The 25289-nt window shown below is 60.7% G+C and carries 23 protein-coding genes, 1 tRNA gene and 1 pseudogene; 12 read left to right on the plus strand and 13 right to left on the minus strand.

Annotated elements, in window-relative coordinates:
* Positions 1-83 precede the first annotated feature (83 nt).
* Entirely contained in the window at positions 84-1007 is a 924-nt protein-coding gene (locus E8E68_RS23630; protein ID WP_266028632.1) for a TIGR03571 family LLM class oxidoreductase, read from the minus strand.
* 243 nt (positions 1008-1250) lie between these two features.
* On the opposite strand from E8E68_RS23630, the gene E8E68_RS23635 reads away from it, so the two are divergent.
* Positions 1251-2156: a LysR family transcriptional regulator gene (locus E8E68_RS23635; RefSeq protein ID WP_266028631.1), complete on the plus strand. Its 906-nt coding sequence runs from the start codon at positions 1251-1253 to the stop codon at positions 2154-2156.
* A 40-nt stretch (positions 2157-2196) separates the two neighbouring features.
* The gene (locus E8E68_RS23640; RefSeq protein WP_280345408.1) at positions 2197-3714 is read left to right on the plus strand and encodes an FGGY family carbohydrate kinase; all 1518 of its coding nucleotides are present in this window, start codon (positions 2197-2199) and stop codon (positions 3712-3714) included.
* A gap of 47 nt (positions 3715-3761) precedes the next feature.
* Here E8E68_RS23640 and E8E68_RS23645 read toward each other — a convergent pair whose 3' ends face one another.
* Positions 3762-4694, minus strand: coding sequence for a LysR family transcriptional regulator (locus E8E68_RS23645; RefSeq protein WP_280345413.1), 933 nt, complete (start codon positions 4692-4694; stop codon positions 3762-3764).
* 205 nt (positions 4695-4899) lie between these two features.
* Between E8E68_RS23645 and E8E68_RS23650 the strand changes: the two genes are divergently transcribed.
* From E8E68_RS23650 to E8E68_RS23690, 9 genes are all read left to right on the plus strand, one after another.
* Positions 4900-5418, plus strand: coding sequence for a flavin reductase family protein (locus E8E68_RS23650; RefSeq protein WP_266028628.1), 519 nt, complete (start codon positions 4900-4902; stop codon positions 5416-5418).
* Between the two features lie 80 nt (positions 5419-5498).
* On the plus strand, positions 5499-6452 hold the full coding sequence (locus tag E8E68_RS23655; RefSeq protein WP_266028626.1) for an ABC transporter permease: 954 nt from the start codon (positions 5499-5501) through the stop codon (positions 6450-6452).
* Between the two features lie 46 nt (positions 6453-6498).
* The gene (locus E8E68_RS23660; protein ID WP_280345418.1) at positions 6499-7431 is read left to right on the plus strand and encodes a substrate-binding domain-containing protein; all 933 of its coding nucleotides are present in this window, start codon (positions 6499-6501) and stop codon (positions 7429-7431) included.
* A 14-nt stretch (positions 7432-7445) separates the two neighbouring features.
* Positions 7446-8942, plus strand: a complete 1497-nt coding sequence (locus E8E68_RS23665) for a sugar ABC transporter ATP-binding protein (RefSeq protein WP_266028623.1) — start codon at positions 7446-7448, stop codon at positions 8940-8942.
* A gap of 9 nt (positions 8943-8951) precedes the next feature.
* A complete protein-coding gene (locus E8E68_RS23670; RefSeq protein WP_266028622.1) occupies positions 8952-9749 on the plus strand; it encodes an SDR family oxidoreductase in 798 nt (265 codons plus the stop codon).
* A gap of 76 nt (positions 9750-9825) precedes the next feature.
* A complete protein-coding gene (locus E8E68_RS23675) occupies positions 9826-10944 on the plus strand; it encodes an LLM class flavin-dependent oxidoreductase (protein ID WP_266028620.1) in 1119 nt (372 codons plus the stop codon).
* 38 nt (positions 10945-10982) lie between these two features.
* Positions 10983-11861, plus strand: coding sequence for a transketolase (locus E8E68_RS23680; protein ID WP_266028619.1), 879 nt, complete (start codon positions 10983-10985; stop codon positions 11859-11861).
* Between the two features lie 2 nt (positions 11862-11863).
* A complete protein-coding gene (locus E8E68_RS23685; protein WP_280345423.1) occupies positions 11864-12844 on the plus strand; it encodes a transketolase C-terminal domain-containing protein in 981 nt (326 codons plus the stop codon).
* Between the two features lie 306 nt (positions 12845-13150).
* Positions 13151-14371, plus strand: a complete 1221-nt coding sequence (locus E8E68_RS23690) for a carbohydrate porin (protein WP_280345426.1) — start codon at positions 13151-13153, stop codon at positions 14369-14371.
* A gap of 180 nt (positions 14372-14551) precedes the next feature.
* Here the strand turns inward: E8E68_RS23690 and E8E68_RS23695 are convergent, their stop codons facing one another.
* Positions 14552-15457 carry an NAD-dependent epimerase/dehydratase family protein gene (locus tag E8E68_RS23695; RefSeq protein ID WP_266028616.1) on the minus strand — a complete coding sequence of 302 codons (906 nt, stop codon included), beginning with the start codon at positions 15455-15457 and terminating at the stop codon, positions 14552-14554.
* Between the two features lie 219 nt (positions 15458-15676).
* Here E8E68_RS23695 and E8E68_RS23700 point away from each other — a divergent pair, with 219 nt between their 5' ends.
* Entirely contained in the window at positions 15677-16459 is a 783-nt protein-coding gene (locus E8E68_RS23700) for an SDR family oxidoreductase (RefSeq protein WP_266028615.1), read from the plus strand.
* Positions 16460-16569: 110 nt separating this feature from the next.
* Here E8E68_RS23700 and E8E68_RS23705 read toward each other — a convergent pair whose 3' ends face one another.
* From E8E68_RS23705 to E8E68_RS23750, 10 genes and pseudogenes are all read right to left on the minus strand, one after another.
* A complete protein-coding gene (locus tag E8E68_RS23705) occupies positions 16570-17760 on the minus strand; it encodes an MFS transporter (protein ID WP_266028613.1) in 1191 nt (396 codons plus the stop codon).
* 315 nt (positions 17761-18075) lie between these two features.
* Positions 18076-19176, minus strand: a complete 1101-nt coding sequence (gene ychF, locus E8E68_RS23710; RefSeq protein WP_266028611.1) for a redox-regulated ATPase YchF — start codon at positions 19174-19176, stop codon at positions 18076-18078.
* Positions 19177-19200: 24 nt separating this feature from the next.
* Positions 19201-19785 carry an aminoacyl-tRNA hydrolase gene (gene pth / locus E8E68_RS23715; protein WP_009686183.1) on the minus strand — a complete coding sequence of 195 codons (585 nt, stop codon included), beginning with the start codon at positions 19783-19785 and terminating at the stop codon, positions 19201-19203.
* A gap of 81 nt (positions 19786-19866) precedes the next feature.
* Positions 19867-20466 (minus strand): 50S ribosomal protein L25/general stress protein Ctc, encoded by a 600-nt coding sequence (locus E8E68_RS23720; RefSeq protein ID WP_110745481.1) that lies wholly within the window; start codon positions 20464-20466, stop codon positions 19867-19869.
* 120 nt (positions 20467-20586) lie between these two features.
* Positions 20587-21528 (minus strand): ribose-phosphate pyrophosphokinase, encoded by a 942-nt coding sequence (locus E8E68_RS23725; protein ID WP_003247410.1) that lies wholly within the window; start codon positions 21526-21528, stop codon positions 20587-20589.
* 48 nt (positions 21529-21576) lie between these two features.
* Positions 21577-21651 (minus strand) — tRNA-Gln (locus E8E68_RS23730).
* A gap of 21 nt (positions 21652-21672) precedes the next feature.
* Positions 21673-22533: a 4-(cytidine 5'-diphospho)-2-C-methyl-D-erythritol kinase gene (gene ispE, locus E8E68_RS23735; protein ID WP_110745482.1), complete on the minus strand. Its 861-nt coding sequence runs from the start codon at positions 22531-22533 to the stop codon at positions 21673-21675.
* 4 nt (positions 22534-22537) lie between these two features.
* On the minus strand, positions 22538-23155 hold the full coding sequence (gene lolB, locus E8E68_RS23740; RefSeq protein WP_012270479.1) for a lipoprotein insertase outer membrane protein LolB: 618 nt from the start codon (positions 23153-23155) through the stop codon (positions 22538-22540).
* A 4-nt stretch (positions 23156-23159) separates the two neighbouring features.
* The gene (locus E8E68_RS23745) at positions 23160-24881 is read right to left on the minus strand and encodes a tetratricopeptide repeat protein (protein WP_280345437.1); all 1722 of its coding nucleotides are present in this window, start codon (positions 24879-24881) and stop codon (positions 23160-23162) included.
* A gap of 255 nt (positions 24882-25136) precedes the next feature.
* Positions 25137-25265 (minus strand): annotated as a pseudogene (locus tag E8E68_RS23750) (IS5/IS1182 family transposase); the annotation flags it as partial.
* Between the last annotated feature and the right edge of the window lie 24 nt (positions 25266-25289).

Consider the following 25289-nt stretch of genomic DNA (forward strand, 5'->3'; position numbering starts at 1 on the left):
TCATGCCCCTATTAATGAATGGCTTGGCCCACCTGCGCAGCTCTAGCGGGACGAGCGGGCTCACCGCCAGATCAAACAAGCGGCTAGCCATGGAAATGCGGTAGCACGAATGTTCCCAACTCTTCCAGTGTCTCGTCCAACGGACGTCGGTTGTGGCGCAAATGCAGACCAATATGCGCCACACCTGCGGCGTGCATGGCCTCGAGTTCTGCAATCAACCCCTTTCGCCCGACCTTGCAGCCGAAGCGGTGACGCTCCAGCGGCGCGTCGGGGTTTTCATCCAGGTCCAGGTGGATGAACGACACGTATGGCTTGTCACCCGCCACCTCACGCCACACCCCCGCGCGGCGCACGTGTTCGGTCGGAGTGCCAGGGTAGGCCAGCCAGCCGTCCAAGTGCTCGCCGACCCAGGCTGGGCTCTGTTGTGCCAGGCCCGCCACCAGCAGCGGTAAAGGCTGGAGCGGCCTCGGAAGTACTTCGACGCCAGCCGGTAAATCGGCACTACGCCATTCACGCAGCAGGGTGATTTGCTTGCGAAACGCCTCACCACGGTTATCGAAGTCGCGGCCGAACAACGGGTACTCCACCGGTCGATCACCACTGGCCACCCCCAGCAACAAGCGTCCGCCACTTAGCAGGTCTGCGCTGGCAGCTGCCTTCATGGTCAGCAACGGTTCGCGGATCGGTAACACCACTGCAGCGGTGCCGAGCAAGATATTGCGGGTCACCCCGGCGAGGAAACCTAGGTAGGTGAATACCTCGAATACCTGTGCAGCATCGCCGAATTTTGGATCGTACAGAGGCACGTCACGTACCCAAAGAGCTCGGAATCCCAGGCGGTCAGCGAGGGTGGCCAGGCGCGCGTGGTGGGCTAGATCGGGTATCCCGAACGGTGTCCCTGCCCGCTGACGAGACTGCTCGCGCATGCTGTTCCAATCGTTGTCCAAAGGCAGTTCGAGGCCGATGCTCAGGCCTCCAGAGGCAAGTCTCTGCAAAGTAGGATTCATGGCTAAGGATCGCAAGACAAGAAATGACGCCCAGCCTATGACAGCTTCAGGTTGTGCTGTAGATCCAGATAATTCATATCAATTGTGAATTGAGTTCGTGTAAGGGACTGGAACGTCAATCGGTCTATCTCGAGGGAGTTACCTCGCTTTTCATTGATTTCGAAAACAGTTTTAACCAGGCGCGGCCTGCCCAGCCCTCGCGCCGCAAGTTAAGCTTTGCATACTTGTGCCCAAGGATCAGCAATGGCCCGACTTGATATCAACCGTTCCGGTGAACTGGAGGTTTTCGTGCGTGTTGTCCAGGCCGGAAGTTTCTCGGCGGCGGCGCGAGACCTGCGTATAACGCCCTCGGCGGTGAGCAAGCTGGTTGCACGGCTGGAAGGGAGGTTGGGGTCACGACTGTTCAACCGTTCAACCCGGCAGTTGAGCCTGACCTATGAAGGTCGTGCTTACTACGAGCGTGGTTTGGGTCTACTCGCCGACCTGGATGAACTGGAGCGCAACGTTGCATCCCAGGATGCGCCACGAGGAAGGGTGCGCATCAATGCCAACATGGCGTTCGGTTATCACTACCTGTTGCCGTTGGTCCCATTGCTCATTGAGCACCTGCCAGAAGTGAAGCTCGATCTGGTGCTGACCGACGAGGTGATCGACGTGGTCGGTCAGCGCACCGATATCGCTGTACGAGCAGGCCCCATGAAAAGCTCCAACCTGATCGCTCGGAAGCTCGGCCACACGCGGATGGTGATCGTTGGCGCGCCCGACTATCTTCAAGTTCATGGTGTTCCGGACAGTCCCGCAGCGCTGCAGCGCCACAATCTGCTGACGGCCAACTATGCTCGAGCCTTCAATGGCTGGCCCTTGGAGGACGGTGGTCAGGTGATCAAGGTAGTCACGGCGGGGAACGTTCAGGCTAGTGATGGCGAAGCCTTGCGCCGCCTGGCGCTCAATGGCACAGGGCTGGCAAGGTTGGCCGCGTTCCGGGTGCGTGAGGACATCGCCGAGGGGCGTCTGGTACCGGTGATGGAGGCGTACAACCCAGGCGACCTGGAAGAGGTCCATGCAGTGTTCGTCGGCCAGGACGGCTATGTGCCGCTGCGGGTTCGCGCGGTTCTGGATTTTCTCGTCGAGCACGTGCACGTTAAATGACCGTGACTGTGCTGCGGTGACTTTGGTCGAGGTGCGCAACGTGAGCAGCCAGGCGATTCTCGTCGGTGTTGATCTTGGTACCTCCAGCACCCGCGCCGTGGCCGTCGATGCCCAGGGTACCTTGCGTGGTGTCGCGCGTGTGGGCGATATGCCGATGGTACGACGGGCCGGGATGGGCATGGTTCGAGAGGGGTTTCTCGATGCACCGCTGGCGGCTATCCGGCAAGCACTTGACGAAGCCCGGGCAAGCCCGGCGCAGGTCGCCGGTATCGCATTGTGTGGGCAGATGGCCGGACTTTGCGCGGTGGATGCCATGGGGGAACCCGCCACGTCCTGCGATGCGTGGCTCGACCTGTCCTGCGCCTCAAGCGTGGCCTTGTTGCGGCCCCATGAGGAACAGATCGTGGCGCGCTCGGGTAGCCAACTAATTGCCAGCCACGGCGCCAGGTGGCTGCAGATCCGCCAGCAACAGCCAGATCTCTACCAACGCTTGTGCAAATTGACGGTCCCTTGTGCTTTGGTGACCGGGCGCCTGTGTGGGTTGGACGGGCAAGCAGCGTTCATGGATACCACTTGCCTGGGGTTCAACTGTTTTGCCGATGTTCCCGCCAGCGGCTGGAACCTGGACTTAGTCCGTGCCTTAGAGCTTGACCCAGCTCACCTGCCGCGCGTCGTAGAACCGTGGGAGCGGATTGGTGGTCTGACCCGCGGCATAGCCCACACGCTTGGTCTTCTTCAGGGTACGCCGGTTTTCGCCGGATGCGGTGATGTCGCCGCGACCTTACTGGGCAGTGGCGTGTCAGTGCCAGGGCAGCTAGTAGACATTGCTGGCACCGGCTCTGTGTTCTGCGCTGTACGTGACGACTTCACCGTGGACCATCACCACCACACATTGCTGACCCTACGCCACTGCATACCGGGGCTTTATTACAACGCCGGTTACGTCGGTGGCGGCGGGTTGTGCTGTGACTGGTTGGAGTCGCTGCGAGCTCAAGCCCGCCCGCCCCAGGATGTAAGCGCGGCATTGCGAGAGCTCACACAGGTGCCACCGTTGTTGTTTGTGCCGCACATGGGTGGCCGTCATTTGCCGTTGTTTGCAGATATGCGCGGTGCCTTTGTTGGCCTGACCTGGCAGCACGGCCTGGCCGACATGCAACGGGCGATGGTCGAGGCTACCGCCTTTGAGTACGCCGGTTTTCTGAAGGCCATGCTGGGTACTGGCTTGAGGCCTGTCGAAGCTGATGTGCTGGTGGTGGGTGGGGGGGCCTCGAGCGAGGTGTTTAATCAGATCAAGGCTGACGTGCTAGGGCTGGCTTATCGTCGTCATGGGGTATTCGAGGCCGCGGCCCGGGGGGCGGCGCTGTTGGCTGGTCACGGAGCTGGGGTGTTCACCGACCTGAATAAGGCTGCTGGACGCATGGTGGGGACGGTGAATGGGGTGACGCTGCCGGACAAATCGAGGTACGGGTTGTACCGGCAGCGGCGAGAGGTGTACGGCAAGATGCTAGACGCGCTCGGGCCGGTGTTCCGAGACATGGCGAGGCTGGCATGGATGTAAAAACGGTCGATGCTGGCCTCATGTCGGTTGCAGGGCTTCTTGATTCTTTAATGCCCTACAGGCTTGAGCAGGTGGCGCGCAGGTGTTTCCAGTTCGTTGAAATAGCGCACTGCGAAATCAACGAACGCCCGTACCCGCTGGGGCAGTTTCTTACCACCCTCGGTCAGTAGGTGGAAGCCGGTCGCTGGGCAGCTGAAATCCTCCAGCAGCGGCACCAGCCGCTGCTCGTGAATATCTTCGGCAACCTCCCAGACCGACTTCCAGGCGATGCCCAACCCTTGCAGCGCCCATTGGCGCAGGGTGAAACCATCGTTGACCAAGCGATTACCCCGGACGTGCACCGAAAACGTTTCCCCGTCACGAGTGAAGCGCCACTTGTCCTGGGGGAAATCCGCCTGTAGATGGATCAAGCAATTGTGCTCCTGCAACTGCTCCGGGCACTGCGGCGTACCGTGGCATGCCAGGTAATCTGGCGAGCAGCAGACAATGCGACGGTCGCCCCCCAACGAACGCGCCACCAAGGTACTGTCGGGCAGGTTGCCATAGCGGATCGCGATGTCCGATCCGGACTCGACGAAATCCAGCAAGCGGTCGGTGAAGAATAGCCGCACGGTCACATGGGGGTGCTCCTCGACGAAAGCATCGACCAGTTGGCTGACCCACTGGCGGCCGAGGTCGGTGGGGCAGGTTACGCCTATGGTGCCGCGCAGTTGCGCGCTACCGCCACGGATGACGCTGTCTAGCGCCTCCACGTCCTCCAGGATCTTCTGCGCCGATTCGAATAGGTACAACCCTTCGGCGGTGGGGCTCAACCCACGCGTGTTGCGTTTGAGCAGGCGGAGACCATAGAACTCCTCCATCGCCTTGAGACGGCCACTCATGGCCGCTGGCGAAAGGCCAAGCTGACGCCCGGCCATCGACAATGAGCCGCTCTGTACCACCAGCCTGAACAGCCGTAGGTCTTGGAGTCTGTCTGCCATGGCGTTACCTCGTTGTCGTTATTGCGTGCTATCGCTTCATTTTTCACGCTTGCTTAAAGCTTGGCAATGTAATGGCTTGAAGGCGACCAATACAGAGGGTGGCTTTTCAAATGCGCTGAAAAGTCATTCCGGGAAAATCGAATACTTGTCAGGTAAGAACGCTCCTTAACATGGCAACAGGCTCAACGCTAAGAGGAGTTGAATGATGTCAGTTGCATCGAATCAAACCACCCACGGCAATCAGGATGTCGCCGATCTGTTTCGCAGCGCCATGGGGCGTTTCGCCTCATCGGTCACGTTGGTCACCACTGTCGACGAGCACTGCTGCCCGCACGGCCTGGCTGCCACCGCGTTCTCCTCGGTTTCGATGGACCCCGCATCTGCGCTGGTCTGCGTCAACCGTAGTTCCAGTGCGTCACCAATTATCAAGCGATCTGGCCTGTTCTGCGTGAACATGTTGCAGAAGGAGCATGAGGCCCTGTGCGCAATCTTCAGCAAGCCTGAACTGCGAGACCGGCGTTTCGTCGATGGCGACTGGGCTGTAGGCGTCAACGGGCTGCGCTACCTGGCCGACGCCCAGGCTTCGATCTTCTGTGAAGTCGTCCAGGCGGTGGAATACGGCTCTCACACCATCTTCATTGGTAATGTCGTGAACGTCATCACCCAGTCGCTGGAGTCGCCACTCGTTTACATGGGTGGGCGCTTCAGAGAATTGGCAGCCTGACTGCAATTAATGCTCGTACCCCTCAAATAAATACAAGAAGTGGTGTTCGTATGTATGGCTTCAGTTCCAAGGTGCGCCTGATGCCACCTTCATTAAAGCTCAACGCCCAGGCGTCGGGTATCACCGGTCCGTTGCTCGGCCTGGTCCTCCTTTGCGTCGTGCTCAGCCTGACCACCGACGCATTTCTCACCTTGAGCAACCTCCTCAATATCCTCGACCAGGTGACCGTGCTGGGCATCATGGCATTGGGTATGACACTGGTTATCTTGATCGGTGGGATCGACCTGTCGGTTGGGGCGGTGCTGGCCGTGTCGATCATGGTCATGAGTTGGGCCGAGCACGTCATGGGCCTTCCCATGGGCTTGGCAATCGGCGCGGCACTGCTTACTGGCGCAGCCTGCGGCGGTGTCACTGCGATGCTGGTGGTGCGTGCCGGCTTGCCTTCGTTCATCGCCACGCTGGCAATGATGTCCGTTGCCCGTGGCCTGGCCTACATGGTTACCGACGGTACGCAGATCAGCGGCTTTCCGGAATGGTTCGGCAACCTTTCCATCATCCGGTACGCCGGCGTGGTGTCGCTGACTGTGGCCTGTTTCGTGGTTTTGGCCCTGCTGTTCTGGTTCGTGCTGCGCTTTACCGTGGCCGGGCGCAGTCTTTACGCAATCGGCGGTAGCGCCAAGGTGGCCAAGCTGTCGGGCATACGGGTCAAGACCCATACCGCCATCGTCTACGTGATCTGCGGTATCACCGCCGCCTTGGGTGGGGTCATCCTCACTTCGCGCCTTGACACCGCCGGTGCAGGCGCCGGGGTCGGCTACGAACTGGATGTGATCGCAGCGGTGGTGATCGGCGGCGGCAGCCTCAAGGGCGGCGCTGGCAGCGTGGTCGGCACTCTGGTGGGCGTCCTGATCATCGGCGTACTGCGCAACGGCTTGAACCTGGCCGGTATCTCGCCCTTCGTTCAGCAAGTGATCATTGGTGCTGTCATTGCCGCTGCAGTGATGCTCGATGCCATGAAGCGAAAGACCGCGTAACCCCCTCAGCAGCCTTTGACAATCAGAACAATTCTGGAGGCGTGTAATGAACGTTTTCTCTTCGCGTGTGCGCGTTTTTCTTGCCCTGCTGCTACTGCCCGCCTTGGCCAATGCTGAAGGCAAACCGTTGAAAGTCGGTATGTCGATCCCCAGCCTGCAATGGGAGTTCTACCTGATGGTGCGTGACGGCGTGCTGGAGCAGGCCGCAAAAGATGGCATCAAGGAGGTGCTGGTCGTTGACGCGCAGGCCGACGCCGCGCGTCAGGTCAGCCAGATCCAGGACTTGCTGAGCAAGGGTATCGACGTACTGCTGTACACCGCCACCGGCTCTGCTGCCTCGGCGGTACCAGTACGCTTGGCCAAACAGCAGGGTGTACCGGTGGTGTGCGTCGATAACTTCCCGAAGAACGTCGAGTGTGATGCGTACGTCTCCACTGACAACACCACTGCTGCCGCCGAGCTGGCGCGCCAGGTAGTGAAACTGACCGGTGGCAAGGCGCAGGTCGGCCTGCTCCAGGGCACCCTTGGCGACACCACCGAGAAGACCCGCGCCGACGGCTTCGACGTCGAACTGGCCAAGACCCCGGGTATGGTGATCATCGATCGCAAACCCACCGACTGGTTGCAGGATAACGGCTTCAAGGTGGCCCAGGACATGTTGCAGAAGCATCCGCAGATCGATGTCTTCGTTGGCCGCTCAGATGCCCCCGCCCTGGGCGCCGCCCAGGCCGTACGCGTGGCCAACGTACAGCACAAGGTGTGGATTTTTGGCTACGACGGCCTGCGTCCTGCGCTGGAGGCGGTCCGTGACGGCAAGATGGACATGACCATCACTCAGCAATCTGTGGAGATGGGCCGTATCGCCCTGCGTACTGCACTTGCCCTCAAGGCTGGCGCGCCGGTGGAGAAGCATCAGGCGCTGCCCGCATTCGTCACCACCCGCGAGAACGTCGAGACGTTCATCGCCCGTCACCCATGAAAAGGACGCCGAGCATGAAAATGGCAAGCACGCACGCGCCATTCTTCCGCGCCGACCAGTTGGGGATGTCATTCAACGGTATTGGTGTGCTGGAGAGCATCAGCCTGGAAATCGGGCGCGGTGAAGTGTTGGCGCTACTTGGCGAAAACGGCGCTGGCAAGTCCACGCTGTCGTCGATCATCGCCGGCTCCCTGTGCCCGAGCCGTGGCCGCATGACCCTGGAGGGCCAGCCCTATGCGCCGACCTGCCCGAAGGATGCCATCGCCCAAGGGGTGATCATGATCCACCAGGAGATTCAGCTACTGCCTGAGCTGAGCGTGGCGGAGAACATCTTCCTTGGCCATCTGCCTACACGCAATGGCGTAGTGGACCGCCGGCGCATGCGCCTTGAGGCACAGGTGCAGCTCGAGCGCCTGGGCCTGGACATTTCGCCGGAAACACTGGTACGCGAGCTGAGCATTGCCGCTCAGCAGTTGGTGGAAATCGCCAAAGCCCTGACCCTGAACTCACAGCTGCTGATCCTTGATGAGCCCACCGCTGCGCTGGGCGGGGAGGAGACTGAACGGCTATTCGAGCAGATCGAGGCGCTCAAGCGCGAAGGCGTTTCGTTCATCTACATTAGCCACCGAATGGAAGAAATCGGCCGTATTGCTGACCGCATCGTAGTCATGCGTGACGGCCACCTGGTCGCCCATCACGCTCAAGCAGATGTTGAGGTGGGCGTGTTGGTGGCACAGATGGTCGGCCGTTCGATCGAACGGCTGTTCCCGGTCATCGCAGCGCCCCTTGCCCGAGAAGTGTTGACGGTGCGTCACCTGACCTGCCGCAGCAAGCGTTTTCAGGACATCTCGTTCTCGGTGCGCGCCGGTGAAGTTTTTGGAATCGCCGGTATGGTCGGCGCCGGGCGTAGCGAGGTGATCCGGGCAATTGCCGGAGTCGACCCGGTGGCCAGCGGCGAGGTGATAGTCGACGGTCACGTCCTGCGTCTGGACGGTGTGCGTGGCTCGATTGACGCCGGCGTGGTGCTGGTGCCCGAGGACCGCAAGGCCGAAGGCGTGGTGCTGGACCATTCGATCGCCGAGAACCTGGCCTATTGCAACCTTGACCGCCTCGGCATTCGAGGGTTGCTGACGCGGGGCAGGATTGATGCCTTCGCCAGCGAGCGCATCGCCACCCTCGGCGTCAAGGGCGATCCGGACAAGCCTCTGGACAAGCTCTCTGGCGGCAACCAGCAGAAGGTAGTAATCGCCAAATGGATCGCCCGTGAACCCAAGGTGATCATCCTCGACGAGCCGACCCGTGGCATAGACATGGGGGCCCGCGCCGCGATCTACCAGCTGATCGCCGACCTCGCCGCCAGTGGTGCGGCCGTCGTGGTGGTGAGCTCGGACCTGGACGAGGTGATAGGCCTTTCCCATCGCGTGATGGTCATGGCCCGTGGCACTTGCCAGGGCGTTCTCGACGGTGAGCAAGTCGCACCGCAGCAGATCATGGCCCTGGCAACAGCCTGAGGAGTGCCAATGGACGTTATCGAATACCAGCATCTTACTGAGACACCGTTCGAGAGTCTGCTGGACCTGCGTGGCCAAGTAGCAGTGGTCACCGGAGGTAGCTCTGGCATCGGCCTGGACATTTCCCGACGTCTGGCCCAGGCCGGTGCTCGGGTGGTGATCGGCAGTCTGGCCCGCGAGCGCACCGATGAGCTAGTGCACGAAGGCTTGGACGTGCACTTCGTCGCTACCGACGTCAGTTGCCGTGAGCAACTCGAACGGCTAGCGGCCGAGGCGAGTGGGCAGGGCCGGCTGCGCATCTGGGTGAATAACGCTGGCATTTACCCACTCAAGTCCATCGACGAGGTGGACGAAAGCTTTTGGGATCGTATGCAGGCAATCAATACCCGCGCCGTTTTTTTTGGCGCCCAGTGCGCCCAGGCGCAAATTCGCCGACATGGGGAGGGAGGCGGCATCATCAACCTGTCCTCGGTGTGCGGTCACCGACCGATGACCAACCATGTGACCTACGACACCAGCAAAGGCGCGATCTTGGCCATGACTCGCAGCCTGGCCAAAGACCTGAGTAGGCATGGCATCCGGGTCAACTCCATCTCGCCTGGGCTGACCGCAACACCGGGCAACCTGGAACCCGAACTGTTCCGTCAGCACCAGCAGAACCGAGTTCTTGAAAACATCCCGCTAGGTCGCCCTGGGGAGCCATATGAAATCGCCAACGTGGCGTTGTTCCTGGCATCGCCCCTGGCCTCGTACCTCACCGGCACTGACATAACGGTCGACGGCGGTTGGTTGCTGCACGGCAGCTGACTCCCTCCCTCGTCCCACCGCCAAGGCGCCCGTGTGGGCGTCTGGGCACCCTATCGCCTGATAAAGGAGAACCACCATGAAACTCGCGATGTTCATGCAGCCTCTACACCATAAGGGCTGGGACTACCATGAAATGTACGACCAGGACATTGCCTGTGTCGTACACGCCGATAAGGTCGGCTACGACGAAATGTGGATCGGTGAGCACACCTCGCAGCGCACTGAGCCGATTACCAACGCCCTGCAGTTCATGTCTGCAATGATCCCGCTGACCCAGCGCATCAAACTGTGCACCGGCGTGCTCAACCTGCCGCACCATCACCCGGCGCGTATCGCTGCTGACGCTGCCATGTTCGACCACATGAGCCGTGGTCGCTTCATTATGGGGATCGGCCCAGGGGGGTTGGCCTCCGACTTTGAAGTCTATGGCAGTAACGGCAAAGACCGTGGCCGGATGATGGTCGAGTGCTACGAGATGATCCGCAAGATCTGGAGCAGCAATGCACCCTACCAGTTCTCAGGTGAGTTCTTCGATGTGTCGCTGGTGAATACGGTCAATCATGAGCTGGAGATTGGCTATATGCCCAAGCCATTCCAGCATCCGTTCCCGCGCCCTGCCACTACCGCTATGAGCCCGTTCTCCAGCACCGCGAAACTGGCCGGCAGCAAGGACTGGGACCTGATGTCCGCAAACTTCAACCCGACCGCCACGGTAGCGTCACACTGGCAGGCTTACCTCAAGGGGGCAGAGGAGGCCGGCCATCAGGCCGACCCGCGCAACTGGCGTGTGGCACGTTCGGTGTTCGTCGCAGACTCCCAAGCCCAGGCCGAGGACTACCTGGCCGACCCGAACTGCACCCTGCGACGTTACTTCGAGTACATGATCGATAACCTCGCCAGCAACAACTACATGCAGATCTTCAAGACCCGCCCTGACATGACTGACGCCGAGGTCACCGTCGATCACTGCATCCGCGAGATGGTGATCTACGGCGATGCTGACGGTGTGGTCGATCAATTGGTCGCCTTCAGCGAGCAGACCGGTCCGTTCGGCACCCTGATGACCACTTTCCACGAATGGGATGACGAGGCCTTGTGGCGCCGTTCGATGGAATTGACCGCCCGTGAAGTTATGCCACGACTGAGCCGTTACATGCAGCCGCGTCTCGATGCAGCAATGGCCGTCAGCGCCTGACCGGCGCCTTCTGACAGACTACCGATCCAAGGTGCGACATGACCCTAGCAGTTGATCCGAGCAACACCGATGAGTACGCCCTCACGCCCACCGAGCTCGCGCGCTTGCGCGAGAAGGCGCAGTTCATTCGTCTGGAAACCATTCGCCTCATCGAGATTGCAAAAGTTGGCCACTACACCTCGGTGTTTTCCGCAGCCGAATTGTTCGCCGCGCTTTACTACGACGTGATGTCCCTACGGCATGGCGAGCCCAAGTGGCCGCTGCGCGACCGCTTCATGATGGGCAAGGGCCACGCCGCCGTTGGCTTGTTCCCGGTGTTGGTGGAATGGGGCTTCTTCGACAAGGAGATCCTCGATGGCTACACCCGGCTGGGTAACCCGCTGGGCGACCACCCGGACATGCGCAAGGTGCCGGGTGTCGATTTCTCCTCCGGCTCCATTGGCCACGCACTATCCGGCGGGCTGGGCATGGCGATGGCTGGGCGTATGCTCGGTCAGGACTTCACCACGTTTGTCATGGTCGGCGACGGTGAAATGCAGGAGGGCCAGGTGTGGGAAGCGGCCATGGCCGCCTCGCATCACAAGGTAGGCAGCCTGGTGGCCATCGTCGATCGCAACGGTTTCCAGCTGGATGGCAGCGTTGACGATGTGATTGGTGTTGAGCCACTGGCTGACAAATGGCGTGCGTTCGGCTGGGACGTCTACGACGTCGATGGCCACGACCTGGCCGCGCTGACCCCACTGTTGCGGCGCATCAAGGCTGAAAAGGGCCGTGAGAAGCCGGTGTGCATCATTGCCCAGACCCTCAAGGGTAAAGGCGTCTCGTATATGGAGACTGAACCTGGCTGGCACTTGGGCTATCTGGACCCAGAAGACGCGCAACGCGCCATCGACGAAATCAAGAGCAAGGTGATCTGATCATGAATACTGCCCCCCTGTCCCCCAACTCCTGGCAGTACCGTGCCCTCAATACTCAAACGCCTGGCCTGGACGCGTTGTCCGATGCATTGCTGGCGTTGGTCGAGCAGGGCGAACCGGTGGTCGCAGGTACTGCGGACCTTCAGTACTCCAACGGCCTGGCCAAATTTGCTCAGCTTCATCCGGAGCGCTTCGTGCAGTTCGGAATCTCCGAGCAGAACATGGTGTCGTGCGCCGCAGGTATGGCTGCGGTCGGGATGAAGCCATTCGTAGCCACCTTTGCCTCGTTCCTGCCGCTTTTGTGCTGCGAGCAGATTCGCATGGATGTCGCTTACTCGGCACTACCGGTGCGCCTGATTGGCCACCACGCCGGGATATCCCTGGGCTTCTATGGAACCTCGCACCATGCCACCGAAGACCTTGCGATCATGCGCGCGATTGCTGACATCACCATCGTCGCACCGGCCGATGCCAACCAGCTCAAGGCCGCGATCAAGGCCTCGGCCAAACATCCGCAGCCGATCTACTTCCGCATCCAGCGCGGGCGTGACCCGGTGGTGTACCAAGAAGAACCTGTGTTCGAGTTCGGTAAGGCCACCACGCTGCTTACCGGTGATGAGTTGACCATCATTGCCACAGGCTCGACCGTGCATCCTGCCCTGCAGGCAGCCAAGGCACTTAATGCCCAAGGTCGCTCGGTGGGGGTACTGGACATGACCACCGTCAAACCGCTGGATGTGGACGCTGTGCTGCGCGTTGCGCGCCAGAGCCGGGCGATCCTTACCGTCGAAGAGCACAACATCATCGGTGGCCTGGGGGGCGCTGTATGCGAGGTGATCGCTGAAGCAGGTATCGGTACGCGCATTCGTCGTCATGGCATCTATGACGAGTACAGCCTGATCGCGCCGCCCACCCACCTCTACCGTCACTACAAGCTGGATGCCGAAGGCATCGAGAGCGTGGCGCGAGAGTTGATCGACTGATCTGAAACTGCAGTTCTCCCACAGCAGGACCACGCTCCTACAGCGATTACAACGATTGCTGTAGGAGCGTGCTGGCCATACCCGACAGGGCTGGACCTACTATCACCAAATCTTGCCCGAAAAAAACAACAAGAGTGCAAGGCATGACCCTTTCCCCCGACTGACGACAGTAACTGATCCCAATAAACGATTTACGCCGCGATCGTGCGGCGGGTGAGCGCGTGTCTGACGCCCTCGCCACGGACGGCTGTCGCCCGCAGAAAGCTGATCGCCCGCAACACAAAAACAACAAAGCGGAGCACCACCATGAAACTGAAGTCCCTCACCACCCTTGCCGGGGCGTCCCTGGCTACGCTCGTATTGCCGGCCCATGCCCTGGAGTTCACTGGCTACTTCCGAACCGGCGCCGGCGGCGCCTCCAGTGGTGGTAGCCAGAGCTGCTTTCAGCTTCCCGGCTCACCCTCGAAGTACCGCTTGGGCAACGAGTGCGAACAGCTCGCCGAACTTCAATTGGCTCAAGACCTGATCAAGCCTGACGACGGCTCGACCCTGAGTGTGGTGGGTATGGCCCAGCTGTTCGCTGGCTATGGCCACAGTCCACAGTTCACAGGCGAGCATGGCTATTCCCGGATGGTGCAGATGTATGCCCAGTGGCGTGACATGCCGGTACTCAACGGTGGTGCGTTCTGGGCCGGCCGGCGCTACTACCGGCGTAACGACATTCATATCTCCGACTATTTCTATTGGAATCAGAGCGCTACAGGCTTCGGTTTTGACGAAGTGGCCATTGGCGACCTCAAGTACAGCTATGTGTTCTCGCGCAAGGACAACCTGTTTCAGGAGCCCTACATCAACCGTCACGATTTCAATGTCGGTGGCTTCAAGAGCAACTTGGGGGGAGAGCTGGAGTTCGGCGTGAGTTACCTGCAACGGCCCGACAGCCGCGACAGCCACAGCGGGTGGTCAGTGGCAGCGCAACATAAACAGAAGGGTTTTTTCGGCGGTTTGAACACGTTCGCCCTCCAATACGGCCGTGGCCCAGGCACCGCCTTGGGCTATACCGGCGACCCTACCCTGGACAACGGTAACCAGAGCTGGCGGGCGGTGGAATACTTCGACTGGCAACTGACGCCGCGTTTCGGCGGACAGTTCCAGGTGGTTTACCAGAAAGACCGGCGCCCTGATGGAAATGACCAAGATTGGTTGTCGCTGGGAGTGCGTCCGGTGTACGCGTTCAGCGAACATTTCAAGCTGATCACGGAGCTTGGTCGCGACCAGATCGATGCTCCCGGCGGTACGCGCAAATTGACCAAGTTCACCATCGCTCCCACTTGGTCGCCGGCAGGGCCGGGCTTCTGGCAGCGACCTGAGATACGCCTTTACTACACATATGCGCGATGGAACCAAGCAGCTCAGCGCGCCGCCAATGAGATTGCGGCGGGCTCGGCGTTGTCTGAAAGCGGCGCTTTCGGCAATGCGCTGCATGGCAGCAACTTCGGGGTGCAAGTGGAGTATTGGTGGAAGTGAGGCGGTAGTGGGGCGGGTGTGGGGTTTCCTGCACCCGCCAGATTGGGTTGCAAACAGGATCGCCGCATCGCCGCTGTCGCAGGGGGCTAGTCGTCTTCACGACCTGCGGAGTACCTGCGGAGCTGCGGTGCGGCGATTCTGTTTGACTCTAAGTGGGGGATACCGACTAAACAGGTTTGCTTACCAATGCACGCTGGTGCTGCGTAGCCACTGGTGAATCGTCTCGCGCTTGGGCAACCAGCCCAGCAGCTGCCGCGCATTTACCGCCCTTACCCGGCTGTTTGAGCCAATCGCAAAGCGTGCCCAGTCACCTAGTTCGGCAATCGCCTCGTCCGCCGGCCAGCTCTCGATACGCCCTTCGAAACCCAGTGCGTGGCTGATGGACGTCGCGATCTCGATGAACGAAGCCTCGCCGTTTTCGGCAAAGAACAACGACGCCGAAGGTGCCTTTTCCAATGCCAGTCGATACAGCTCGGCTAGGTCCTCAATGTGTACGTTGGACCATCGATGTACGCCTGCGCCCATATAAGCGCCCGCGCTGAACTGACGCGACTTGGCCAGCAGCTTGGGCAACTGGTCGCTGGCGGTGGGCAGGCCCAGTGCATCGCCGTAGATCATGGTCGGACAGAACACAATGGCCCGAATGCCCAGTTCCACGCCGGCATTGCGCACTCGTTGGTTGATCGCTACACGGTCGCGACGAATATCCATCGGCTCGAAGGGCGTCTCGTCGGTGAAGATCGCCTCCCGTTCGTAGGCTCCGCGCGCGTCGTCGCCTACCACACTGGAGCCAGAGGTGTGAATGAACGGTTTGCCGCTGCCGCGTAGGGCGTTGATGAAGGTCTCGACGCTGGCCCGGTGGTCCGAGTCGGCGGTGTGCACGACGGCATCGGCTGCCTGGGCCTGTTGGGTGAGGATGTAGGTGTCATCCAAGGTGCCCAGCACTGGAGTGATGCCCAAGGCTTGCAGGGCCTCGCGTTTGGCAGGATCGCGGATCAGGCCGGTGACCTCGTGTCCGGCGTCTACCAGGTACTTGGCTACCGAGCCACCGATGTAGCCCGAAGCGCCGGTTATGAAGATTTTCATCGTGGACCTTTCTTATTGGTAGTGGAGGGAAGCAATTTGGATTGCGGCCCTACGGTAAGAACTTGCCGAAGGCGCGACCAGTCGCTAACCACGCACAACTCTTGTGACGTCGATTCGTATCAACATTTGCTGAATTGTATTTGCACGGGAAGTGAATACGGGTGTCGCGCCGATTCGTAATAGATTCCTGGCAAGAACAACTACAAAAGGTACGACATCGTGGATTACCAACTGACCGGCAAGAATGTTCTGATCACCGGCGGCGCCACTGGTATAGGTAGGGCCATTGCCCAGTGCTTCCTGGACGAAGGCGCCAATGTGGTAGTCAGTGGGCTGACTGAGGCCATGGTCGCCGAAGCCTGCGAAGCCCTCGGCCCTCGCAGCAGTGGTCTCGCTGGCGATCTGACCCAGCCGGGTGTTGCCGAGCGTCTTGTCGAGCAGGCCCGATGCAACGGCCCGATCGATTACTTGATCAACTGTGTCGGCATCTTTGAGGTGCGCGACTTCTTCGAGACAGACGACACGCAGTGGTTTCATTATTTCGACGTGAATGTCATGACAGCGGTACGCATGACTCGCCTGGTGCTGGCCGACATGCTTGCAGCGGGCCAGGGTTCGGTGGTGTTCATCAGTAGTGAATCGGCAGTCAAGCCGCAGCCTTGGATGGTCCACTACGGTGCCATGAAGTCTTGCCTGCTAGGAATATCCCGTGCCTTGGCCGAGCTGACCAAGGGAAGCGCGGTGCGGGTCAACAGCATCCTGCCGGGGCCCACCAGCACTGAGGCGGTACGTCGTTACCATGCCGAAATCGCCGAGGAAAAGGGCATCAGCCCGCAGCAGGTGGTGGCCGACTACTTCGACCAGACCGAGCCCACTTCGTTGATCCGTCGCATGATCGAGCCGGAGGAGGTGGCCCGTAGTGTGGTGCATCTGGCCGCATCACCCGCGCTCAATGGGATGGCAATGCGAGTGGAGGGCGGGACTATTCGCAGCATACTTTGATCGTGGTTGCGGCCTATTTCGGCATGGCCATTCTCAACTTCCAGGCTCTTGCTCTCGCTCCAGCTTGCATACAGTGCCTCGCTGGAGCAGAGCGAATCAGTTACCGCCGATCAGCAGGTCGCTATAGTCACTTTCCGGCGCCACAGCAACCAGGCCAGTGGCAGATTCACCAGTAAGGCTGCAGCAACACCAGCCCAGGGGGTAATCGCCAGCTGGCCGTTTTCCACCAGCATGCTACCTGCACGTTCGCCCAGGGTGATGCCCAGGTTGAATGCCGAGATGTTCAATCCCGAAGCGAAGTCTACTGCCTTGGGTGTATGCAATCGGGCGGTGGACAACATGCCGGTCTGGAACGCTGGAGTCATGCCGAAGGCAACGATGCCCCAGACGAACATGGTGATCACCATCAGAACTTTGTACTGCAGCGACAGAGCCAGTGCTACCAGCGTCAGAGCCAATACGCCAAACAGCAGACGCAAGGTTCGTTCCCAGCCCAGGCTATCGGACAACCGGCCACCAAGCAGGTTGCCGATCATGGTGGCCACACCGAACACCAGTAGCAGCACGCTGGCGCTGCTGGCGGAGAACCCGGTGATGTCTGTCAGGATTGGTGTGATGAAGGTGAATGCCGAGAAGCTCGCACCGAAGCCAAGGATAGTGACCGACATCATCGCCCAGATCGCCGGGCTGCGGAGTGCAGCTAACTGCCCCAGGGCATTGCCGGGTTTACTGGCCGGCTGCCGTGGGAGCCAAACTGCGGTGGCCAGCAGCGCAATCAGGGCGAGCAACGCCACAGCATAAAATGGCAGGCGCCAGCCGAGGGCGTTGCCAAGGTAGCTGCCCAGCGGCACACCAATGACCATCGCCAGTGTCAGGCCGGCGAACATCACTGCAATCGCCTTGCTGGCCTGGCCTTCTCGTGCCAGACCAGCTGCCACTGTAGCGCCAATAGCGAAGAAGCTACCGTGCGCCAGCGCGGTGATGATGCGCCCCAATAACAAAACAGGGTAATTCGGCGCTAAGGCCGAGATCAGGTTCCCCAGCAGAAACACACCGATCAGTACCATCAGCACGATTTTTTTCGGGAAACGCCCCAGGCCGATAACGATCAACGGCGTGCCGATGGCCAAGGCCAAGGCATACAGCCCAACCAGGCTGCCGGCGCTAGCGAGGGAAATAGAAAAGGCTGCGGAGATCGACGGCAGAATGCCGACGATGATGAATTCGGCGACGCCGATTGCGAAGGCGGTGATCGCCAAGGTGAGGATGCCGGGATGCAGCCCGGTGCTGGATCTGCTCATGTTCAGTACTCCGGATTCGAGATCGCAAGACGAAAAGGTGCCTTCGCCGGAGTTCTGGTTCTTGTGCGGGCGGGGGAGGCGGCCGGGCTCGAGGTTATGATTGTCGCCCGGTGTGACGCGTGGGGGCTGCGTCAACGGCCTCTACTTTGGGGGATAAGGCGTAGGATGGGTATCCAGTGGTGAGGCACATCATTTGTGATGCCAGGGCATATACGGGACATCAAATCATGTGTCATGGCTGTACCAACTTGCAGGCAAAACAAAACCCCTTGAAGCGCAAGCCTCAAGGGGTTTGTGGGTGCTGCAGGCTACCGCTTAGACGTTGAAGCGGAAGTGCATCACATCACCGTCTTTGACGATGTAGTCCTTGCCTTCCAAGCGCCATTTACCGGCTTCCTTGGCACCGCTTTCACCCTTGAACTGGATGAAGTCGTCATAGGCCACCACTTCAGCGCGGATGAAGCCTTTTTCGAAGTCGGTGTGGATAACGCCGGCTGCCTGCGGGGCAGTGGCACCGACACGCACGGTCCAGGCACGGACTTCCTGCACGCCGGCAGTGAAGTAGGTCTGCAGGTTCAGCAGCTCGTAACCGGCGCGGATCACGCGGTTCAGGCCAGGCTCTTCAAGGCCCAGGGCCTCCAGGAACATGTCTTTCTCTTCACCGTCATCCAGCTCGGCGATTTCTGCTTCGATCTTGTTGCACACCGGCACCACGACCGCGCCTTCTTCCTCGGCAATGGCCTTGACCACGTCCAGGTGCGGGTTGTTCTCGAAGCCGTCTTCAGCGACGTTGGCGATGTACATCACCGGCTTGCTGGTCAGCAGGTGGAAGCCACGGATCAGGGCCTTTTCGTCCTCAGCCATGTTCTTCATCAGGCTGCGTGCAGGCTTGCCTTCGGTGAAGTGCGGGATCAGCTTTTCCAGAATGGCCTTCTGCGCCAGGGCATCCTTGTCGCCACCCTTGGCGTTGCGCGCTACCTTCTGCAGTTGCTTTTCGCAGCTGTCGAGGTCGGCGAAGATCAGTTCGAGGTCGATGATCTCGATGTCACGCTTGGGGTCGACGCTGTTGGAAACGTGGATCACGTTCTCGTCTTCGAAGCAGCGCACCACGTGGGCAATGGCGTCGGTCTCGCGGATGTTGGCGAGGAACTTGTTGCCCAGGCCTTCGCCTTTCGAGGCACCGGCAACCAGGCCGGCGATGTCCACGAATTCCATGGTGGTCGGCAGGATGCGGTTTGGCTTGACGATTTCAGCCAGCGCAGCCAGACGCGCATCGGGCATAGGCACGATGCCGCTGTTCGGCTCGATGGTGCAGAAAGGGAAATTCTCCGCCGCGATGCCAGACTTGGTCAGGGCGTTGAACAGGGTGGATTTGCCGACGTTGGGCAGGCCGACGATGCCGCAATTGAAACCCATGGGTATTCCCCTCTCTAAAGGAAATCAGGCCTTCTGGCTGTGCAGCTCGCGCATCGCCTTGGCGAAATCGCCGGCAAGCACGTCCGGCAGCACGCCGAGGGCAAAATCGATGCTGGCGTCGAGCTTCTCCTGCTCGGCGCGCGGCGCGCGGCCCAGGACGAAGTTGGAGACCAGTTTGGCGTCACCCGGGTGGCCAATGCCAAGCCGCAGGCGGTGGAAGTCGTTCTGGTTACCGAGCTGCGCGATGATGTCGCGCAGGCCGTTGTGCCCACCATGGCCGCCGCCGCGCTTGAGCTTGGCAACGCCCGGGGGCAGATCGAGTTCGTCGTGTGCCACCAGTATCGCTTCCGGCTTGATGCGGAAGAAATTGGCCAACGCCGCCACGGCCTGGCCGCTACGGTTCATGTAGGTGGTGGGGATCAACAAACGAACGTCGTTGCCCTGATGGCTGAACTTAGCCGTCAGGCCGAAATATTTTTTGTCAGCGGTCAGCGATACACGCTGGGCGCTGGCAATGCGTTCAACGAAAAGAGCCCCTGCGTTATGCCGGGTCTGTTCGTATTCGGGGCCGGGGTTACCCAGGCCAACGATCAACTGGATGGCGGTCACGTCAGGGGCTCTTCCTTGGAGTTGGTGGGTTACAGGGCGCGGCGCGCACTGTAACCCGATCAACACCGGCGTGCGAGTGGATTACTCGGCAGCGCCTTCGTCAGCAGCTTCAGCGGCAACGCGCGGAGCGTGAACGTTGGCAACAGCTTTGTCATCACCGTGGGCCAGAGCTACGAACTCTACGCCTTTCGGAGCTTTCAGGTCCGACAGGTGGATGATGGTGCCGATTTCAGCGTTGGCCAGGTCGACTTCGATGAACTCTGGCAGGTCTTTGGCTTCGCAGGAAACTTCGATCTGCGATTCAACGTGCGAGATCTCGCCGCCTTTCTTGACCGGTGCTTCTTCGTTGATGAAGTGCACTGGAACAACAGCAGTCAGCTTCTGGCCAGCTACGACGCGAACGAAGTCGGCGTGCATGATGAAGCCTTTGGCTGGGTGACGCTGCATGGCCTTGACCACGACGTTCTGCTTGGCGCCGTCGACGTTCAGTTCGATAACGTGGCTGAAGGCAGCTTCGTTTTCGAACAGCTTGGCGATTTCCTTGGCCACGATGGTCAGGGATTGGGCTTCTTTATCGCCACCGTAAACTACGGCAGGGATGCTGGCGGCGTGACGCAGGCGGCGGCTCGCACCTTTCCCCAGGTCAGTACGCGCTTGGGCGTTCAGGATGAAATCAGTCATTTTGCTTCTCCAAAATAGCCTCCCGAATGGCGTTTGCGACCAGCGCCAGACGGGGATGGCAAAAAAGCCCCGCCCCAACACAGGTTGGGGCGGGGCGCTTCACATCAACACGTGTTCCGCTTAGCGGAACATCGCGCTGATCGATTCTTCGTTGCTGATGCGGCGTACCGCTTCAGCGACAACCGGTGCGATATCCAGCTGGCGGATACGGTCACAGGCTTGAGCAGCGGCGGACAGCGGAACGGTGTTGGTCACCACCAGCTCGTCCAGTACCGACTTCTCGATGTTCTCGATCGCGCGGCCCGACAGGACAGGGTGCGTGCAGTAGGCGTAAACCTTGGCAGCGCCGTGTTCTTTCAGGGCTTTGGCCGCGTGGCACAGGGTGCCGGCGGTGTCGACCATGTCGTCTACCAGGATGCAGGTGCGCCCTTCGACGTCGCCGATGATGTGCATGACCTCGGAGTGGTTTGCCTTCTCACGGCGTTTGTCGATGATACCCAGGTCGACGCCCAGGGACTTGGCGACGGCGCGTGCGCGCACAACACCACCGATGTCCGGGGAGACGATCATCAGGTTCTCGAAACGCTGGTCTTCGATGTCGTCAACCAGTACGGGCGAGCCGTAGATGTTGTCGACGGGGATATCGAAGAAGCCTTGGATCTGGTCAGCGTGCAGGTCGACGGTGAGTACACGGTCGATACCTACGACAGTGAGCATGTCAGCAACGACTTTGGCGCTGATGGCTACACGTGCCGAACGCGGACGGCGGTCCTGGCGGGCATATCCGAAGTAAGGAATCACGGCGGTGATTCGGGATGCTGAGGAGCGGCGGAAGGCGTCGGCCATCACTACCAGTTCCATCAGGTTATCGTTGGTCGGGGCACAGGTCGGCTGAATAATGAAAACGTCTTTACCGCGAACATTTTCATTGATCTCAGTGCTGATCTCACCGTCGGAGAATTTACCGACAGAGACGTCACCGAGAGGGATATGCAGCTGACGTACGACACGCCGAGCCAGATCGGGGTTAGCGTTCCCCGTAAAGACCATCATCTTGGACACGCGCAGTACCTGAAGGCTGAGGGTATACCTGGATGAGTATAAGGAAAATGGCAGGGGCGGCTGGATTCGAACCAACGCATGGCAGGATCAAAACCTGCTGCCTTACCGCTTGGCGACGCCCCTGTATCTGTTGCTTGCGAACGCTTATGCGCTCGACTTCTTGACCAGACTTTGCAGCTTGCGATGCAACATCGAAACATTGCTTCCTTTCGCCACAAACCCTGTTTGGGTCGCTGAAAGAAGGGCCAGAACTTTATCAGCTTCGGCTTTGCTTGGGAAGGCCCCAAACACACAACTTCCAGTGCCGGTTAGTCGAGCCTCAGTGAATTTTCCCAGTGAATTCAACGCATTGCGAACTTCTGGGTAATTCTGCTCTACCACCGGTTGGCAGTCATTTCGACTGTTTCCCTCGGGAACGGGGCGCATCTTAAGGGGGAGAGAATCACGTGTCAACTGTGGATGTGAAAAAATTTCTACTGTGCTGACAGACACTTGCGGCACCAGCACGACATACCAGGGTTCCTCCGGGTCGACCGGGGTCAGTTGCTCGCCCACACCCTGGGCGAACGCGGCGTGGCCGCGTACGAACACCGGCACATCGGCACCCAGGCTCAGCCCCAGTGCGGCCAGGCGGTCTTCGTCCCAGTCCAGTTGCCACAGGTGGGCGAGGGCCAGCAAGGTGGTTGCGGCATCCGAGCTGCCGCCACCGATGCCACCGCCCATGGGTAATACCTTGGTCAGCCAGATGTCGGCGCCCAAGGTGGTACCGGACTGTTCCTGCAGCGCGCGCGCGGCGCGCACGATCAGGTTGCTGTCGTGCGGTACCGCAGCGATCTCGGTGTGCAGGCGGATCACGCCATCGTCACGCAGGGCGAAACTCAGTTCGTCGCCATGGTCCAGAAACTGAAATACCGTTTCCAGTTCGTGGTAGCCATCTGCGCGGCGGCCGATGATGTGCAGCCACAGGTTGAGCTTGGCCGGGGCGGGCAGGGTGAGCTTTTGCATGCGATCAATGCCCCAGCTGGCGCGGCTGCCAGTCCTTGACCACCAGGGTCACGTCCAGGTCCTTGCCGTGCAGCTTCAGGCGCTCGGGCAACCAGTAGCCGTTCTGTTCGGTGTAGCTCAGGTATTGCACCTGCCAGCCATCCTGGTCGAGGCTGGCCAGGCGGCTGTCGCCATCCAGGGTCAGCTTGCTCTTGCTGTCGGGGGCGGGCAGGCCGCGCACCCACCAGACCAGGTGCGAAACCGGCAGCTGCCAGCCCAGTTGTTCTTCCAGCAGGGCTTCCGGGCTGGTGGCTTCGTAGCGGCCCTGGTTGGCCACTTCCAGCACCACGCCACCCGGGCGGCCGGTAAGGCGTGCGGCGCCACGGCCCAGCGGGCCTGCCAGGCGAATGTCGTAATAGTCCTGACGCTGCAGCCAGAACAGCGTGCCGCTGCCGGAATCGCGCGGGGCGCGGATGCCGACCTTGCCGTTGATCTGCCAGCCATCGAGGCTGCTCAGCTGCTCTTTGTGGGCGCGCCACTGCTGCGGGTCGCCGTGGCCCTGCAGGGCCTCGCGGCTACCGAAGCCGGCACAGCCGGCCAGCAGGGCGATCAGGGTGAAGGTGATGCAATGGCGCAGGAACATGGCGTTAAAGGGTCTCGGATCCGGTCAGGCGCAGGATGGTCTTGCGCAGGATGGGGCTGTCGGGCTGGGCTTCGAAGCCTTTGGCCCAGACCTGGCGGGCTTCGCGGCGCTTGCCGTTGGCCCACAGTACTTCGCCCAGGTGTGCAGCCACTTCATGGTCGGGGAAGTTGGCAAAGGCCTGGCGAAGGTAGGTTTCGGCGGCGTCGAGGTTGCCCTGGCGGTAGTTGACCCAGCCCAGGCTGTCGAGCACTGCCGGGTCGTCCGGCGTCAGCTGGTGGGCCTTGTCGATCAGCGACTGGGCTTCGGCGTAGCGGGTGGTGCGGTCGGCCAGGGTGTAGCCCAGGGCGTTCAGGGCCATGGCGTTTTCCGGCTCGCGGGCGATGATGGCGCGCAGGTCTTTTTCCATCTGCGCCAGGTCGTCGCGTTTCTCGGCCAGCATGGCGCGGGTATAGAGCAGGTTGAGGTCGTCGGGGTAGCGCTGGATGGCTTGCTGCAGCACTTGGCTGGCCTGGGCATCCTTGTTGTTGTTGCTGTAGCTTTCCGATTCGATCAGGTACAGCTGGATGGCGTAGTCCGGTTGCGCTTCGCGGGCTTCGGCGAGCAGGCGCGAAGCCTCGCTGGCGCGGCCGTTGGCGATCAGGATGTCAGCCTGGCGCAGCTGCGCCGGCAGGTAGTCGGGGCCGGGGCCCACCAGGGCGTATTCGCGCAAGGCGCCGGCGGGGTCGTGGCGTTCTTCGCGGATGCGGCCCAGGTTGAGGTGGGCGGCGTCGACGTTGCTATCGCGTTCGACCAGCTCCTGCAGATAGCCTTCAGCTTCATCCCAGTCCTTGTTCTCCAGGCATACCAGGGCCAGCGAGTAGCGCAGCTCGTCGTCGTCCGGGTACTGCTGGACCAGGCTGAGGAACTCGCCCTTCGCGTCGGCGATGCGGTCCTGCTCGACCAGGGTGCGCGCGTAGGTCAGGCGCAGGCGCTTGTCGTCCGGGTTGTCACGAATGGCCCCGCGCAGCAATGGCAGGGCCTCCGGACCACGGTCCAGGGCCTGGAGCAGGCGGGCGCGCAGCAGGACCGGGGCAATTTCGCCGTTCTGCGCGGGGTGCGACTCGAGCAGTTCCAGGGCTTCCTCGGCCTTGCCGTCCTGGTTCAGCAGCAGGGCCTTGCCGAAGACCAGCTGGCCGTTATCCGGGTATTTCGCCAGCAGCCGCTCGAAGCTTTGCAGCAGGCCGTCGCGGGTGCTTTGGTCGGTTTCGGCGGCTGACAGGGCGAGGAAATCGAAATGGGTATCGCCCTGGCCTTGCAGGACCTTTTCCATGTAGGCCATGGAATCGTCATAGCGGCCGGCGCGGGCCAGCTGGATGGCGGCGGCACGCTGGGCGTCGAGGTTTTGCGGGTCGTTGCGTGCCCAGACCAGCGCATTGTCCAGGGACGGTTCGTCGGCGCCCAGGTATTCGGCAATGCGGTAGGCCCGCTCGGAAACCCCCGGGTCTTGGGTTTTTGCCGCCTGGTCGGTGTAGTTGGCCAGGGCGATGTCAAAGCGGTTGCGCTGGCCGGCCAGCTCTGCCACCAACAGGCTATAGAGGGTGTCCTGCTTGAACGAGCCATACACCACGGGCTTTTCCGCCTCGCCCTTGCCGGTTTCGGCGACGGGGGGCTCGGCCTTTTGCGGGGCCAGGCTCTGGCAGCCCTGGAGCAGGGCGAAGGCAAGCAGCAATGCGTATGGTTTGTTCATAGAAAGGCTTATAGGAGGACTCACCGGCGGTCGGGGCATGATGACACAAGCGCGGAGGCAAACCCACCTGCGAAGGTCGTGGTTTACAGGCTTGGTGGTGCTGAGTAGGACAGCGGGGTGGGGGAGAGGTTCGAGGGGGCTTCTGACGCAATGACCCAGCCCCTGCCTGTATATTTTACGTCCCTGGAAGCAGGAAATGGGAGAGCACAAGCGCCATGAGAAGCGTAATGTGCGGAGTTAGGGGCTGTTCCCGTTTCACATGGGTAGCCAAAGAAAGGCGCAGGACATGGCCACTGCGCCTTCATAATTCCGCTTGAGCTTGTCGAAGCGCGATGCGGCCGCCCGCTAGTGCTTCAACCGGGCGAAGGCGTTTTAAACCAGGTGCAGCCTGAAAACCTTGAGCCATTT

Source organism: Pseudomonas sp. BN607, assembly GCF_029871175.1.
GTDB lineage: Bacteria > Pseudomonadota > Gammaproteobacteria > Pseudomonadales > Pseudomonadaceae > Aquipseudomonas.

Coding starts and splice junctions, on each gene's coding strand:
- E8E68_RS23630 (WP_266028632.1), bottom strand. CDS start 1,007: ATGAATCCTACTTTGCAGAGACTTGCCTCTGGAGGCCTGAGCATCGGC.
- E8E68_RS23635 (WP_266028631.1), top strand. CDS start 1,251: ATGGCCCGACTTGATATCAACCGTTCCGGTGAACTGGAGGTTTTCGTG.
- E8E68_RS23645 (WP_280345413.1), bottom strand. CDS start 4,694: ATGGCAGACAGACTCCAAGACCTACGGCTGTTCAGGCTGGTGGTACAG.
- E8E68_RS23650 (WP_266028628.1), top strand. CDS start 4,900: ATGTCAGTTGCATCGAATCAAACCACCCACGGCAATCAGGATGTCGCC.
- E8E68_RS23655 (WP_266028626.1), top strand. CDS start 5,499: ATGCCACCTTCATTAAAGCTCAACGCCCAGGCGTCGGGTATCACCGGT.
- E8E68_RS23660 (WP_280345418.1), top strand. CDS start 6,499: ATGAACGTTTTCTCTTCGCGTGTGCGCGTTTTTCTTGCCCTGCTGCTA.
- E8E68_RS23665 (WP_266028623.1), top strand. CDS start 7,446: ATGAAAATGGCAAGCACGCACGCGCCATTCTTCCGCGCCGACCAGTTG.
- E8E68_RS23670 (WP_266028622.1), top strand. CDS start 8,952: ATGGACGTTATCGAATACCAGCATCTTACTGAGACACCGTTCGAGAGT.
- E8E68_RS23675 (WP_266028620.1), top strand. CDS start 9,826: ATGAAACTCGCGATGTTCATGCAGCCTCTACACCATAAGGGCTGGGAC.
- E8E68_RS23680 (WP_266028619.1), top strand. CDS start 10,983: ATGACCCTAGCAGTTGATCCGAGCAACACCGATGAGTACGCCCTCACG.
- E8E68_RS23685 (WP_280345423.1), top strand. CDS start 11,864: ATGAATACTGCCCCCCTGTCCCCCAACTCCTGGCAGTACCGTGCCCTC.
- E8E68_RS23690 (WP_280345426.1), top strand. CDS start 13,151: ATGAAACTGAAGTCCCTCACCACCCTTGCCGGGGCGTCCCTGGCTACG.
- E8E68_RS23695 (WP_266028616.1), bottom strand. CDS start 15,457: ATGAAAATCTTCATAACCGGCGCTTCGGGCTACATCGGTGGCTCGGTA.
- E8E68_RS23705 (WP_266028613.1), bottom strand. CDS start 17,760: ATGAGCAGATCCAGCACCGGGCTGCATCCCGGCATCCTCACCTTGGCG.
- ychF (WP_266028611.1), bottom strand. CDS start 19,176: ATGGGTTTCAATTGCGGCATCGTCGGCCTGCCCAACGTCGGCAAATCC.
- E8E68_RS23720 (WP_110745481.1), bottom strand. CDS start 20,466: ATGACTGATTTCATCCTGAACGCCCAAGCGCGTACTGACCTGGGGAAA.
- ispE (WP_110745482.1), bottom strand. CDS start 22,533: ATGCAAAAGCTCACCCTGCCCGCCCCGGCCAAGCTCAACCTGTGGCTG.
- lolB (WP_012270479.1), bottom strand. CDS start 23,155: ATGTTCCTGCGCCATTGCATCACCTTCACCCTGATCGCCCTGCTGGCC.
- E8E68_RS23745 (WP_280345437.1), bottom strand. CDS start 24,881: ATGAACAAACCATACGCATTGCTGCTTGCCTTCGCCCTGCTCCAGGGC.